Below are 13,044 nucleotides of genomic sequence, written 5' to 3'. Positions count from 1 at the left end.
GGAGCCACGATTTCCTCGCCGGAGGCGGAGACCACCACCACGTCGCGGCCGCACAATTTGTGGGCGGCGATCAGGTCCGCGGCTTCGGCGAACACCAGCGGCGTCACGATGTCGTGCAGCGTTTCGTTGACGATCGACTTGACCTGATCGACGTCCCATCCGGTGACCATGTTGGTCATGTGGAGGCGCATCCGGTCCATCTGGTCATGATCGGCGCCGGAGAGCAGATAGATGAACTGGGCGTAGCTCGACTTGAGCACGGCGCGGCGGTTCAGCAGCCCCTGGTTGAAGAACGGTTTGCTGAACGCCAGCGTGCTGGACTTGGCGATGATCGTCTTGTCCAGGTCGAAGAAGGCCGCGGTGCGGGCCCGGGGAGCGGACGTCGCCGCCGTGTGCTGCTCCGCGGCCGGGTCGAAGACGGTCACCGACCCAGCATAGGTCGGTCGCGCGGCGGCGCCGGGATTCCGGGCCCGAAAAGGCCGCTCAGCAAAGTGGGACCGGTGGTAACACCAGTGTTTTTGCGGCTCAACGTGTTCTTTCATAGAAAGAGCTATTGCGTTACCGCGGCTTGTCATGTGTATAGTAAGCATTACTCGGCCTGAGCCGAGGGTGTATCAGCCCGACCCCCCGGGGCTGATGCACGACGACCCTCGCCTCCTCCCCCCCTGGCGGGGGTCGTCCCTTTTGTGGGGTCTTTTTCCGGCCTTTCAGACGCCGGTTCCGCGCATACGGACCGCGCGGCGCGGCCGTCCAATTGGTTGCGGACGTTACGTCTCCTTGGCGCCGGTCGAGCGCCGGTCGATGTCTTTGTGCACACTCGCGTCTCTATCCCCAGATCCGCGTTTGGGACTGGTGTCCAACATCTCGAACCCGCCAGAGTGGGCGCGTGACTAGCACCTCGCCGGACGAAGTGACGGCTTCCGCGGGCCTCTTGGCGGTGCTGGCGGATCCGGGGCTGCGCCGGGATTTGGACCGCGTGGCCGCGGCCGTCGGTGTCCGGGTGGTCCACGCCGGCGGCGTCGTGAGTCGCAAAACGTGGTCGGCCGCGGCGGCCGTGGTGCTCGATGAAGCGGCGGCCGACAGCTGTGCGCGGGCGGCGCTGCCGCGCCGCCTGCACGTGATAGTGCTCACGGCGGCCGATCCGGCGAACCCGACGTGGGCCGCGGCCGTCGCGGTGGGGGCCGGGCTGGTGCTGCGGCTGCCCGAACAGGAGCGCGACTTGGTGGGGGCGCTCGCCGAGGCCGCCGAGTCCTCGCGCGACGACGGGTCGCGCGGCGAAGTCGTTGCCGTCATCGGAGGGTGCGGCGGTGCCGGCGCTTCGTCGCTGGCGGTCGCCCTGGCGCAGGCCACCACCGATGCGCTGTTGGTGGACCTCGACCCGTGGGGCGGCGGCATCGACCTCCTGCTGGGCGCCGAGAGTGTGCCGGGCCTGCGCTGGCCGGATCTGGCGCTGCAGGGCGGCCGGCTCAACTGGTCGTCGGTGCGTGCGGCGCTGCCGCGGCACCGGGGAGTCAGCGTTCTGTCCGGCACCCGGTTCGGATACGAGTTGGCGGCGGCGCCCGTGCAAGCCATCGTCGATGCGGGTCGCCGCGGCGCGGTCACGGTAATCTGCGACCTTCCGCGTCGGCTCACCGACGCGGCGCAAGCGGCGCTCGATGCCGCCGACCTCGTCGTCGTGGCCAGCCGATGTGATGTGCGCGCGTGCGCGGCGACGGGCGCGCTGGCTCCGGTGCTGGGCGCCGTCAACCCCAACGTGGGATTGGTGGTGCGCGGTCCGTCGCCGGGAGGGTTGCGGGCGGCCGAGATCGCCGACATCACGGGGCTGCCGTTGCTGGCGTCCATGAGGGCCGAACCGCGCTTGGCCGAGCAGGTGGAGCGCGGCGGCCTCCGGGTCGGACGGCGATCCGCGCTCGCCGCCGCGGCCCGCGAGGTGCTCGCCGTGTTGCCGCGTGCCTCGTCGGGGCCGGCCCGAAAGGGCAGGGCCGCGTGAGCGGTTCGCTGATTGACCGGGTACGCGAGCGGCTGGCCGCCGAAGCCGCCCCGCTGGGCGCTGCGCTGGGGCCGACCGCCGTGGCCGCCGCGATCCGGGCCGAGTCCGGCGGGATGTTGGGCGACACCGAGGTCCTGGCCAATCTCCGGGTGTTGCAGACCGAGCTGACCGGCGCCGGCATCCTGGAACCGTTGTTGTGCGCGGACGGCACCACCGACGTGCTGGTCACCGCGCCCGATGCGGTGTGGGTGGACGACGGGAATGGCTTGCGCCGCACGCCGATTCGGTTTGCCGACGAGGCGGCGGTGCGGCGCCTGGCGCAACGGCTGGCGCTGGCCGCCGGCCGGCGGCTGGACGACGCGCAGCCGTGGGTGGACGGCCAGCTCACCGGCATCGGCGCCGGGTTCGCGGTGCGATTGCACGCGGTGCTGCCGCCCGTGGCGGTCGCGGGCACGTGCGTGTCGCTGCGGGTGCTGCGGCCGGCCAGCCAGGATCTGGCCGCCCTGACCGCGGCGGGCTCCTTGACTCCCGAGGCGGCCGCCCTGGTCGCCGACATCATCGCCGCGCGGCTGGCCTTCCTGGTGTGCGGCGGCACCGGAGCCGGCAAGACGACCCTGCTCGCGGCGATGCTCGGTGCCGTCGCGCCCACCGAACGGATCGTGTGCGTCGAGGATGCCGCCGAGCTGGCGCCCCGGCATCCGCACCTGGTGAAGCTGGTCGCGCGGTGCGCCAACGTCGAGGGCGTCGGCGAGGTTCCGGTGCGCCAACTCGTACGCCAAGCCCTGCGGATGCGGCCCGACCGCATCGTGGTCGGCGAGGTGCGGGGTGCCGAGGTGGTGGATCTGCTGGCGGCGCTGAACACCGGCCACGACGGGGGAGCGGGCACGGTCCATGCGAACAATCCGGCCGAAGTTCCGGCCCGGCTGGAGGCGCTGGGCGCGCTGGGCGGTCTCGACCGCGCGGCACTGCACAGTCAACTCGCCGCGGCCGTGCAGGTGCTGTTGCATGTGACCCGGGATCGCGCCGGGCGGCGCCGGCTGGGTGAGATCGCCGTGCTGCGCCAGGTTGCGGGACGGGTGCGAGCGGTCACGGTGTGGCGTGCCGACGGGGGCATGACCGGCGGCGCCGACCTCCTGCATCGCCTGCTGCAAAGCCGGATGCCGGCATGAGCGGCCCCGCGGCCGGCGCGCTGCTGTTGGCGCTCGCGCTCGTCGTCCTTCCGGCGTCGCCGCGGGGCCGCCTCGCGCCGGCGGTGTCGGTCGGTCGGTGGCGCCCGCGCACCGCTCCCGGCGGGGCTGGCTGGCTTGCGGCGGCGGCCGTGGGCGCCGCCGCCGTGCTGCTGCCGCTGACGACGATGGTGGCGGTCGCGGTCGTGGGGGGCACGGTGAGCCTGCGCTATCACCGCCGCCGCCGGATCCGGTCCGCCCAGTGCGAGGGGCAGGCGCTGGAAGGCGCGCTCGACGTGCTCGTGGGCGAACTGCGCGTCGGCTCGCATCCGGTGCGCGCGTTCGGCGTGGCCGCCGACGAAACCGCCGGCGCGGTCGCGGAGTCGTTGCGGGCGGTGGCCGCCCGCGCCAGGTTGGGTGCCGACGTCGCGGCCGGCTTGCGCGCGGCGGCGCAGTCGTCGGCTCTGTCCGCGCAGTGGGATCGCCTCGCGTTGTGTTGGCAACTGGCCAGCGACCATGGCCTGGCGATAGCCACCCTGATGCGCGCCGCGCAGCGTGATATCGCCGAGCGGCAACGGTTCTCGGCGCGGGTGACATCGAACATGGCCGGTGCGCGTGCAACCGCGGTGATCCTGGCGGGCCTGCCGGTGCTCGGCGTGCTGCTGGGCCAACTGATCGGGGCGCGGCCGCTGGCCTTCCTGCTGGGCGGGCACGCGGGCGGGTGGCTCTTGGTCGTCGGTTCAACCCTGGCGTGCGGCGGCCTGTTGTGGGCCGACCGCATCACCGATCGGCTCGAGTCGTGACGACGGCGGCGGTCCTGCTGGCGGTGGCCGCATGGATCGGCCCGGGTCCGTCGCTGGTGCGGGCGCGGGCGCGGATGCCGGTCCGCGAGCATCGAGCGCGCCCGCGGGTGGGGCCGGCGCGCGGGCCCGACCCACTGGCAATCGCGTCCTGTCTCGACGTGCTGGCCGTGTGCCTGGAAGCGGGCATGGCGGTGGCCACCGCCGCGGCGGCCGCCGCAGCGTCCGCGCCGCCGACGTTGGCCCGGGTGCTGCGGCGCGCGGCCGATCTGCTGGCGCTGGGCGCCGACCCCGTTGTCGCCTGGACGGTTTCGCCCGATGCCCGTGCCGACTCCGCCGATGCGCCGGTCGAAGCGTTGCTGCGGCTCGCTCGGCGATCGGCGGCCTCGGGTGCGGCGCTGGCCGAGGGCGTCTCCGAACTGGCCGACCAGGCCCGTCACGACGCCGCGCACGCGGCCACCGCGACCGCCGAGCGCGCGGGGGTGCTGATCGCCGGACCGCTCGGATTGTGTTTCCTGCCGGCGTTCGTGTGCCTGGGGATCGTTCCCGTGGTGGCCGGGCTCGCCGGTGACGTCCTGCAGTCGGGTTTGTGGTGAGAAGAAAGGGAAGCATTGCTGCACAACATATTTTGGGCATTCGTGGCCCGCGTGACGGTCCTGGCGTCCGACGAGTCGGGCATGTCCACGGTCGAGTACGCCATCGGCACGATCGCCGCCGCCGCCTTCGGGGCGATCCTGTACACGGTCGTGACCGGCGACTCCGTCGTGTCGGCGCTGACCAACATCATCGGTCGCGCGCTCAACACCAAGGTCTAACCGGCAGTGCGGGTGCCAGCACCGTGGAGGCGGCGCTCGGCGTCGCCACGCTGGTCGTCGTCCTGGTGCTGTGTCTGGCCGGCGTCACCACGGTGTCGATGCAGATTCGCTGCGTGGACGCCGCCCGCGAGGCGGCCCGGTTGGCGGCCCGCGGCGACGAACGCTTGGCGCTCGGCGCGGCTCGCCGCATCGCCCCCGGCGGCGCGCGGATCGAGGTGCACCGTGACGGTGAGTTCTTGGTCGCCACCGTCGTCGCGCGCTCGAAGTTGTTGCCGGAGCTTGACATTGCGGCCAAAGCGGTCTCGATGGCGGAGCCGTCGGGATGATCGGGGCTCGGCCACCCTGGTCGCGGCCTGGATGGTCGCGGTGCTGCTGTGCGTCACGGGGGCCGGGGCGTACCTCGGTTCGGTGGTGGTGGCGCGTCATCGCGCACAGGCGGCGGCCGATCTTGCCGCGTTGGCCGCGGCGGCCCGGCTGCCGGCGGGGGCCGAGGCGGCCTGCGCCCGCGCGACGGCGGTGGCCGGCGAGATGCACATCGGCGACGCCAGTTGTGGGATCGACGATCTCGACGTCGTCGTCAGGGTCCGGGTCGCGGTCTTCGGCGGCGCGGCGAGCGCCGCCGCGCGGGCGGGGCCCGTTGGCGGCTGACGCGGGCCCGCGGGTGCCGCGCGTAATAGTCTGTCGACGTGGTGCCGCAATGGCGGATCGGCCCGTTGGTGTTGCCGGTGCATGGTGTCTTCGTGGCGCTGGGCGTCCTGGCCGCCGCCGTCGTGTTCATGGTCGAGGCCCGCCGGCGTGGAGCGGTCAACGAACAATCGTTGGTGGCGGTGACCGGCGCCCTGGTCGGCGGCGCGGTGGGCATGCGCCTCTCCGGTTGGGCCGAGCACCTCGACGTCCGCCTCAACCCGTCGTTGCTGCAGGCGTGGGAATTCGGATCGCGCAGCATTCTGGGCGGACTGTGCGGCGCCTACCTCGGGGTCCTGATCGCCAAGCGGCTCGGCGGCTACACCGGCAAGACCGGTGACTTGTTCGCGCCAGCGGTCGCGCTGGGCATGGCGATCGGCCGCGTCGGCTGCCACCTCACCGAAGCGCCGGGGCGCCCGACCAGCCTGCCGTGGGGCATCCACGCCCCGGCCGGCACACCAAAATGTCCCGGTTGCCTCGCGGGCGTGGCCATGCACCCGTCGTTCCTCTACGAAATCGCTTTCCAGCTGGCCGCGTTCGGGGTCCTGCTGTGGCTGCGCAACCGGATAAGTCATCCGGGTGAGCTGTTCGTCCTCTACGTGGCGGGGTATGCGGTGTTCCGGTTCCTGGTCGAATTCGTCCGGGCCAACGAGACCGTGTGGCTGGGCCTGACCCGGCCGCAGTGGTTTCTCCTGCCCTCGCTCCTGCTGATCGCCGTCCGGCTGCGCCTGGGATATCGGCGGGGCCACTACGACACCGTTCTGCGACGGGAGGCGGTTGCCGCATGACGAACCCACCACCGGGTCCGCCCCCTCCGGACGGGTGGCGGCCCCCGGACTGGCCGCCACCCGGTTATCCCTATGACATGAACCGGCCCTACCCGGGCTGGCAACCGCCGCCGAGCAAGCCGAGCGGCGGCGAAATCTTCGGCGCGGCCATCGCCGGGATGGCGCTGTATGCCGGAATCAACGTCGTCGTCGGCCCGCTGGTGCTGTTCGGCCTCGCCAATGCCGTCGCGCCGAAGATCGCCTTCGCCGCCGGAGCCGTCATGCTCGCGCTGATCGCCTTCGCCGGCGGGGGAGCGTTGTTGTTCGTGAAGAAGGGCGCCTGGGCGAGGGGAATCGGCATGGGATTGATGATCGGCTGGGCACTGACCTCCATCTTCACCGTCGGCATCTGTACCGGATTGAACCCGATGCTGTATCACCTGACCCGATGAGCGGCATGGAGCTGCGGGGCGATCGAATCCTGCGCTACGTCAACGCGTTTTGCCCGCAGTGTCACGCCGAGGAACCCGATCGTCCGCTGGGCGACGTGGCACGGCTCAGCGGCTGGCTGGCCGTGCGCGGCGACGGACAGGTCTGGCTCGAACGGGGCTGCCCGAGACACGGGCTCGTTCGAACGCTGTACGACGAAGATCCCGAAATCCTTGCCTATCTCGAGGAGTGGACCGCGCCCACCAAGGCGCACGTCCCCGATGAGCCGGGCAACTTCGACCCGATCCCGTCGGCCTATCTGCGCGGCCTGCCGCAGATGCAGACTCAGCACACCTGCATCCTGCTGGAGGACATCGCCGCGACCTGCAACCTGCGCTGCCCAACGTGTTTCGCCGACTCCTCGCCGGACCTCCGCAATGTCGTCGCGGTCGGCGACGTGCTGGCCAACGTCGACCAGCGGCTCGCGCGGGAGAACGGCCGCCTGGATGTGGTCATGCTCAGCGGTGGCGAGCCCACCCTGCACCCGCAGCTGCCCGAGCTGCTCGCCGAGCTCGGCTCGCGACCGATAACGCGAATCCTGCTGAACACCAACGGTATCCGGATAGCTCACGACGGCCGTCTGCTCGACCTGCTCACCGAGCACCGCGAACGCGCCGAGGTGTACCTGCAGTACGACGGGCTCTCGCCGGCCGCCCACCGCCATCACCGTGGCGGCGACCTGTCGCGCCTCAAGGAGTCGGCGCTGCGTCGGCTTTCCGAACGCGAAATCTTCACCACGCTCGTGATGACGGCGTCACTCGGTGTCAACGACACAGAGATCGGCGACATCGTCAAGCTGGCGCTGGACACGCCCTACGTCGGAGGGGTCTCCATCCAGCCGCAATTCGCTTCCGGGCGTTCGGGTCTCATCGACCCGGCCAGGCGCCTCACCCACACCGGCGTGCTGAAGCGGTTGGGACCGCAGACCAGCGGCCTGATCACCTGGCGGGATCTGACCGCGCTGCCGTGCTCGCACCCGCATTGCTGCTCGGTCGGGTACATGCTTCGGGAAGACAACGGGAATTGGCGCTCGCTGGTCGCATTGATGGGCCACGACAACCTCAAGGACAAGCTGGGGCTGATCGCCAACCGGATCGCCGACTCCGACATTCCCCGGGAATTGCGGCTGGCCGTGCGGGAATCCCTGATGGGCTTGCTGTCGGAGCAGTCTTCGTTGTCGCATCCTTCGATGTCCGACGTCTGGCGCATGATCTGCGAGAACTGCGACCTGGGCATGGCGACGTTGCTGACCGTGGCGTCGGCCGCGCTGCCGGGGCGGCGACGCCAACTGAGGCGGATGCTGGGTGAGCGTGTCGTCCGGGTCACGGTCAAACCGTTCATGGACATGTCGACGATGATCGAAGAGCGGCTGGTGCAGTGCTGCGTGCACGTCGGCACGCGGTCGTCGCAGGATCAGTGCGCGCCGTTCTGCGCGGTGCAGGCGTGGCCGCAGCTCGGCGGCCAGCGGCTGTCGGTCGCCGCCGACCGCTTGCTGCCCGTCGTAGGTTAGGCCGTCGGGTCGGGGCCGCCCGCCAATCCGGCGGCGGCGAGTTCCTCGTCCGACGGCAACCGCAGCGAGACCAGCCCGGCGTAGGTATCCGGTTCGAGTTCCACCCGGTTGACCGTGACGTGCACCGGCACCCAATCGTTGTCATGGCCGGGCATTCGCAGCACCCGGCTCGTCGCGCCCTGGGCGAATTCCTCGGTCATCGAGGACACCAGGTGCTGATCGTCGGGGTGAACCTTCGGCTGGCCGGTCTCACTGCCGCGCCAGTCGTAGAACGTGCAGGGCTCGTCCAGCCATTTCAGCAGGGCCCAGTTCTTCAGGTCGATCAGCGCGCGGTGGACACCGGCCTGAGCGAGCCCGCTCAGGATCCGTTGCGCCAGATCGTCTGTCGACACCGCCGGGCCCTTGAGTTCGGCGCGCCAGTTGATCGCCCGCGCCACCAGATGGTCCCGGCCGTCGGGGCCGGCCTCCAGGCCGGTGCGCGCGACGAATCCGATCCGCATGGGGTTGCCCTGCCAATCAGTGAGATCCCAAGTGCTGCAGATCGTTTGGTTGGGCTCGGCCTTCACGGCCATGGCCAGCACCTTGGTTTCGTTGGGGTTGAGCTCGCGCGAGGGAAGGTCCTCCGCGAAGGCCCTGCCGAAGGTGACCTCGACTTCGGGATTCTTTCCGCTGTTGGCCAACGACTCCCGGGTGTCGGTGGCGACACCCATCGTCAGGTCCCACTTCAGCGGCCCGGGGGTCGGCCGCTCGGGCGGTTCGACGTCGGCGGGGCCGGTCCACACGTGCACCCCGTGGATATAGCCATCGGACATCACCACCGGTTCGGTGCGAATGACGCGGTCGCGCTTGGGAGTGATGCTGGTCAGGCTCTGACCGGTCTGTACCGACTCGGCGATCGCCGTCCGGACCGCCGAGAGATAGGGACTGCGGCGCATGAACGTGGTGATCGGGACGAGGTTTTTCAGTTGGCGGCCCTGCGCCACCACGGTGGGTTCACCCCCCAGCGTCTCCACGAGCAACCAGTCGTGGCCCATGCGGCCGATTTTACGGCGACGGGCCGCATCTTTGGGACCTCGGGCCTACCGGCCATGTCGGGGCAGTCGGTGAGCCTCAGGCATCGCCTCGCCGGCGATCCGGTGAATTTGCCAATGTCGTTGTGGCCTTGTTAGTTTGCTGCTGCGCCCGCGAGGTCGGGGCTGCCAGCCGCTCATCGATGAGCGTTCGTTGGCCCGTCGGACGGCACCCGTGGGGTCGACCGTCGAGGGGTCGGTCGTCATCCGCCGGATTGCTCAGCTTACGGTAGCTCCGCGAGGACCAGGTGCAACACCCGCACCGCACCCTCCTTGTCGAGCGGGTCGTTGCCGTTGCCGCATTTCGGGGACTGCACGCAGGACGGACAACCCCGGGGGCACTCACATGCCTCGATGGCGGCGGCGGTCGCACCCAGCCAGGTACGCGCCTGGCGGAAACCGCGCTCGGCGAAACCGGCGCCGCCCGGATAGCCGTCGTACACGAAGACACTGGGCAGACCGGCCGGGTCCGGTCCCACCGCGGTGGACAAGCCGCCGATATCGCCCCGATCGCAGCTGGCCACCAGCGGCAGCAGGCCGATCGCCGCGTGCTCGGCGGCGTGCAGTGATCCCGGGATCCGCGGCGCGTCAATTCCCTTGCGCAGCAAGGCCTCTTCGGTAATGGTGTACATCACCGCGGTGGTCGCCAATGTGTGTTCGGGCATGTCCAACTCGATGAAGTCGATCACCTCTCCGGAAAGCCGGCGACGCAGATACCCCACCACTTGATGGGTGACGGTGACGGGCACCAGGCCCAGGGTGACGGGCCCGAACTGTGCGCGTTCGCCGGTACCGGTGACCGTGATGTCGGTGATTTCCCGCGCAAACGTCGCGTACCCGGGGTCCTCGGGGTGCACGAAGGCGATCGCGTCTTCGAGGTCCAGCGAGTCGACAACGTAACTCTCCCCTTGATGGAGGTAGACGGCGCCCGGGTGGACCGACGCCGGGGCCTGACCGACGCCGGTGCTGCCCAGCAGCCGCCCGGTGTCCGCCTCGACGATGACGATCTGGCCGCCCGACGAACCCCGGATGTCCACGGCCCCATGCGGTTCTAGGCCCGCCGCGGGAAAATACTTGCCGTTGCGGAGCCGCAGCAGCCCGTCGTCGACCAGGCCCCCGGCCACGTCCGTGGCGCCCAAGTCGCGCACCTCGGCCTCGTCGAGCGGCATTTCGGTTGCGGCGCAGAGCAGTTGGGGTCCCAGAATGTAGGGGTTGGCGGGGTCGATCACCACCCGCTCGACCGGCTTGCCCAGCAGCGCGGCCGGGTTGTGCACTAGATATGTGTCCAGCGGGTCGTCGCGGGCGATCAGCACCACCAGCGCGCCCTGCCCGCGCCGGCCCGACCGGCCGGCCTGCTGCCAGAAAGAGGCGACCGTGCCGGGGAACCCGGCGAGGACCACCGCGTCCAGCCCGGCGATGTCGACACCCAACTCCAGCGCGTTCGTGGTGGCCAGGCCGCGCAGCCGGCCCTCCGCGAGGGCCCGCTCCAGCGCGGTGCGGTCCTCGGCGAGATAGCCGGCCCGATACGACGCCACCTTGCCGGCCAGCTCGGGGGCGATCTCGTCCAACCGCGCCTGGGTGCCCAACGCGGTCAGCTCCGCGGCGCGGCGCGACCGCACGAACGTCAGCGTCTGCGCCCCCTCGGCGATCAGGTCGGCCATCACGCGCGCCGCCTCCGCACCGGCCGAGCGGCGCACCGGTGCGCCGTTCTCGCCCAGCAGGTCGGCCCGCAGCGCCGGTTCCCACAACGCGACCGTCCGGGCGCCCTGGGGCGAACCGTCCTCGGTGACCTCCTCGACCGGAAGCCCGATGAGCTCGGCGGCCGTTGCGCCCGGTGCGTCGGTTGTCGCGCTGGCGAAGATCACCGTGGGGGCCGAGGAGTACCGCGCGCACAGCCGCAGTAACCGGCGCAGCACCATCGCCACGTTGGAGCCGAAAACGCCACGGTAGTAATGGCATTCGTCAACGATCACGAAGCGAAGACCGCGCAGCAGCACGGCCCAGCGGGCATGGTTGCGCAGGATCGACAAATGGATCATGTCGGGATTGGAGAACAACCACCGGGATCGTTCCCGCGCGAACCGGCGAACCTCCGGGGGGCTGTCGCCGTCGTAGGCGGTCGGCGCCACGTCATGCAGCCGCGGAACCTCGGCCGTCAGCGCGTGCGCGGCCCGCAACTGGTCGTGGCCCAGCGCCTTCGTCGGGGACAAATACAGCACCCGGGCGCGCGGATCGGTGGCCAGCGCGTTGAGGACGGGAAGCTGATACGCCAATGACTTGCCCGACGCGGTCCCGGTGCTCACCACCACGTGACGGCCGGCGTGCGCCAGTTCCGCGGCCGCCGACTGGTGTGACCAGGGCGAACTGACCCCGCGGTCGGTGAACGCGCGCACCACGTCCGGCTCGGCCCACGCCGGCCAGCTGTGTGGGCGGCCGCTTCGCGGTGGCAGCTCGGCGACGTGCCGCAGCGGGTGCTCGTCGGCGTCGGTGCCGGCGAGCGCGGCGGCGAGCAGGTCGCTGCCGAAACTCGCCATTCGCACCCTCCCAGGACCGGCTGAGACTCCGTCCAAGACGCAAGTCTGTCGCCGAAGCGATGAACATGGTTGACTATTTGCGGTCGCAGCTTCTGTGTTCGTGTCAAACTTTCGCAGGATCGACGTTGCGGCCGCGGTTCCTGCGAGGTTAATCGGTCGGGTGAAGTTCCGGCGACTGAGCGAGGTATGGCGGTCGTACCAGGCCCGGGGCATCGAAAAGCGATGCCCCGCACCCAGAAGAAAAGGAAAGATCGAGAGATGCCACAGGGAACTGTGAAGTGGTTCAACGCGGAGAAGGGCTTCGGGTTCATCGCCCCCGAAGACGGTTCCGCAGACGTGTTTGTCCACTACACGGAGATCCAGGGTTCGGGCTTCCGCACCCTCGAAGAAAACCAGAAGGTCGAGTTCGAAATCGGCCACAGCCCTAAGGGCCCCCAGGCCACCGGAGTCCGCTCCGTCTAAGACGAGCCGATTCTCCACGGACCCCCCGTGCAGTCCCGCCCAGCGGGCCGGCCGGGGGGTTTTCGTATTCCGTCCAGTCCCGACCCGCCGCCGCGCCGGTTGCCTCAAGACGCGGATGGTCGACCTGGCCTACTGTCGGTGGCGTGAGCCAGCTTTCCTTCTTCACAGCGGAGTCGGTGCCGCCCGCGGTAGCCGATCTCTCCGGGGTGCTGGCGGCTTCCGGTCAGATCGTGATGGTCGGCGGTCCGGGGGCGCAGGGCGCGCGGCTCTCGGTGGTGGTAGATCAGGCCTGGCGGGCCGCCGCGCTGGCCGAGATGATCCGCGAGGCGGGGCTGGAGCCTGAGATCGGGCGCACCGACGAGGACACCCCGCTGGTGCGGACGGCGGTCACCGCGGCTCTGGTGAATTTGGCTGCGGAATGGACCCGCGGCGCCGTCAAAACGGTGCCGCCACGGTGGCTGCCCGGGCCGCGGGAATTGCGGGCCTGGACGCTGGCGGCCGGTCATCCCGAGGGCGACCATTACCTCTTGGGCCTGGATCCCCACGCGCCCGATACCCATTCCCCGCTGGCGTCGGCTTTGATGCGGGTCGGAATCGCGCCCACATTGATCGGCACCCGCGGCGGCCGGCCGGCGCTGCGGATCAGCGGCCGTCGCCGGCTATCGCGCCTGGTAGAGAACGTGGGCGACGCCCCCGACGGCGTCGACGCATCAGCGGTGTGGCCGCGGGTATAACCGCGGAAAAAGATTTGCGATTC

At 70.5% G+C, this 13,044-nt stretch carries 15 protein-coding genes; 12 read left to right on the top strand and 3 right to left on the bottom strand.

What is annotated here, in order from left to right:
• Positions 1-425, bottom strand: a 425-nt coding sequence (locus A5697_RS11085; protein WP_156673250.1) for an HAD-IB family hydrolase, incomplete at its 3' end; no start/stop codon positions are given.
• A 512-nt stretch (positions 426-937) separates the two neighbouring features.
• On the opposite strand from A5697_RS11085, the gene ssd reads away from it, so the two are divergent.
• The 10 genes from ssd to A5697_RS11035 are packed head-to-tail and all read left to right on the top strand — an operon-like array spanning position 938 to position 8,221.
• The gene (gene ssd / locus A5697_RS11080; protein ID WP_068010372.1) at positions 938-1,990 is read left to right on the top strand and encodes a septum site-determining protein Ssd; all 1,053 of its coding nucleotides are present in this window, start codon (positions 938-940) and stop codon (positions 1,988-1,990) included.
• The gene (locus A5697_RS11075) at positions 1,987-3,159 is read left to right on the top strand and encodes a TadA family conjugal transfer-associated ATPase (RefSeq protein ID WP_082953335.1); all 1,173 of its coding nucleotides are present in this window, start codon (positions 1,987-1,989) and stop codon (positions 3,157-3,159) included. The genes ssd and A5697_RS11075 overlap by 4 nt, the downstream gene beginning before the upstream one ends.
• On the top strand, positions 3,156-3,959 hold the full coding sequence (locus tag A5697_RS11070; RefSeq protein ID WP_067949045.1) for a type II secretion system F family protein: 804 nt from the start codon (positions 3,156-3,158) through the stop codon (positions 3,957-3,959). Before A5697_RS11075 ends, A5697_RS11070 begins: the two co-directional genes overlap by 4 nt.
• Entirely contained in the window at positions 3,956-4,552 is a 597-nt protein-coding gene (locus tag A5697_RS11065) for a type II secretion system F family protein (protein WP_197500972.1), read from the top strand. The genes A5697_RS11070 and A5697_RS11065 overlap by 4 nt, the downstream gene beginning before the upstream one ends.
• 18 nt (positions 4,553-4,570) lie before the next feature.
• Positions 4,571-4,771 (top strand): DUF4244 domain-containing protein, encoded by a 201-nt coding sequence (locus A5697_RS11060; RefSeq protein ID WP_067949063.1) that lies wholly within the window; start codon positions 4,571-4,573, stop codon positions 4,769-4,771.
• Positions 4,772-4,794: 23 nt separating this feature from the next.
• Positions 4,795-5,097: a TadE family type IV pilus minor pilin gene (locus A5697_RS11055; RefSeq protein WP_067949047.1), complete on the top strand. Its 303-nt coding sequence runs from the start codon at positions 4,795-4,797 to the stop codon at positions 5,095-5,097.
• A gap of 31 nt (positions 5,098-5,128) precedes the next feature.
• Positions 5,129-5,419: an Rv3654c family TadE-like protein gene (locus A5697_RS11050; RefSeq protein ID WP_231972040.1), complete on the top strand. Its 291-nt coding sequence runs from the start codon at positions 5,129-5,131 to the stop codon at positions 5,417-5,419.
• 38 nt (positions 5,420-5,457) lie between these two features.
• The gene (locus A5697_RS11045; protein ID WP_067949049.1) at positions 5,458-6,243 is read left to right on the top strand and encodes a prolipoprotein diacylglyceryl transferase; all 786 of its coding nucleotides are present in this window, start codon (positions 5,458-5,460) and stop codon (positions 6,241-6,243) included.
• On the top strand, positions 6,240-6,674 hold the full coding sequence (locus tag A5697_RS11040; protein ID WP_068010370.1) for a hypothetical protein: 435 nt from the start codon (positions 6,240-6,242) through the stop codon (positions 6,672-6,674). The genes A5697_RS11045 and A5697_RS11040 overlap by 4 nt, the downstream gene beginning before the upstream one ends.
• Before the next feature lie 5 nt (positions 6,675-6,679).
• Complete coding sequence (locus A5697_RS11035; protein WP_067949009.1) at positions 6,680-8,221, top strand: radical SAM protein; 1,542 nt, start codon at positions 6,680-6,682, stop codon at positions 8,219-8,221.
• Here the strand turns inward: A5697_RS11035 and A5697_RS11030 are convergent.
• Both A5697_RS11030 and A5697_RS11025 read right to left on the bottom strand, forming a co-directional pair.
• The gene (locus A5697_RS11030) at positions 8,218-9,255 is read right to left on the bottom strand and encodes a PAS domain-containing protein (RefSeq protein WP_068010368.1); all 1,038 of its coding nucleotides are present in this window, start codon (positions 9,253-9,255) and stop codon (positions 8,218-8,220) included. The genes A5697_RS11035 and A5697_RS11030 overlap by 4 nt on opposite strands.
• Before the next feature lie 260 nt (positions 9,256-9,515).
• Entirely contained in the window at positions 9,516-11,825 is a 2,310-nt protein-coding gene (locus tag A5697_RS11025) for a DEAD/DEAH box helicase (RefSeq protein ID WP_068010366.1), read from the bottom strand.
• Between the two features lie 258 nt (positions 11,826-12,083).
• Here A5697_RS11025 and cspA point away from each other — a divergent pair, with 258 nt between their 5' ends.
• Positions 12,084-12,287 (top strand): cold shock protein CspA, encoded by a 204-nt coding sequence (gene cspA / locus A5697_RS11020; RefSeq protein WP_007166602.1) that lies wholly within the window; start codon positions 12,084-12,086, stop codon positions 12,285-12,287.
• Between the two features lie 143 nt (positions 12,288-12,430).
• On the top strand, positions 12,431-13,021 hold the full coding sequence (locus A5697_RS11015; RefSeq protein ID WP_067949004.1) for a hypothetical protein: 591 nt from the start codon (positions 12,431-12,433) through the stop codon (positions 13,019-13,021).
• Positions 13,022-13,044 lie beyond the last annotated feature (23 nt).

Origin of the sequence: Mycobacterium sp. E3251 (genome assembly GCF_001666835.1) — a bacterium.
GTDB lineage: Bacteria > Actinomycetota > Actinomycetes > Mycobacteriales > Mycobacteriaceae > Mycobacterium.
This window is presented reverse-complemented; position numbering and strand designations above follow the sequence as displayed.

Coding starts and splice junctions, on each gene's coding strand:
- A5697_RS11070 (WP_067949045.1), top strand. CDS start 3,156: ATGAGCGGCCCCGCGGCCGGCGCGCTGCTGTTGGCGCTCGCGCTCGTC.
- A5697_RS11050 (WP_231972040.1), top strand. CDS start 5,129: ATGGTCGCGGTGCTGCTGTGCGTCACGGGGGCCGGGGCGTACCTCGGT.
- A5697_RS11040 (WP_068010370.1), top strand. CDS start 6,240: ATGACGAACCCACCACCGGGTCCGCCCCCTCCGGACGGGTGGCGGCCC.
- A5697_RS11035 (WP_067949009.1), top strand. CDS start 6,680: ATGGAGCTGCGGGGCGATCGAATCCTGCGCTACGTCAACGCGTTTTGC.
- A5697_RS11030 (WP_068010368.1), bottom strand. CDS start 9,255: ATGGGCCACGACTGGTTGCTCGTGGAGACGCTGGGGGGTGAACCCACC.
- A5697_RS11025 (WP_068010366.1), bottom strand. CDS start 11,825: ATGGCGAGTTTCGGCAGCGACCTGCTCGCCGCCGCGCTCGCCGGCACC.
- cspA (WP_007166602.1), top strand. CDS start 12,084: ATGCCACAGGGAACTGTGAAGTGGTTCAACGCGGAGAAGGGCTTCGGG.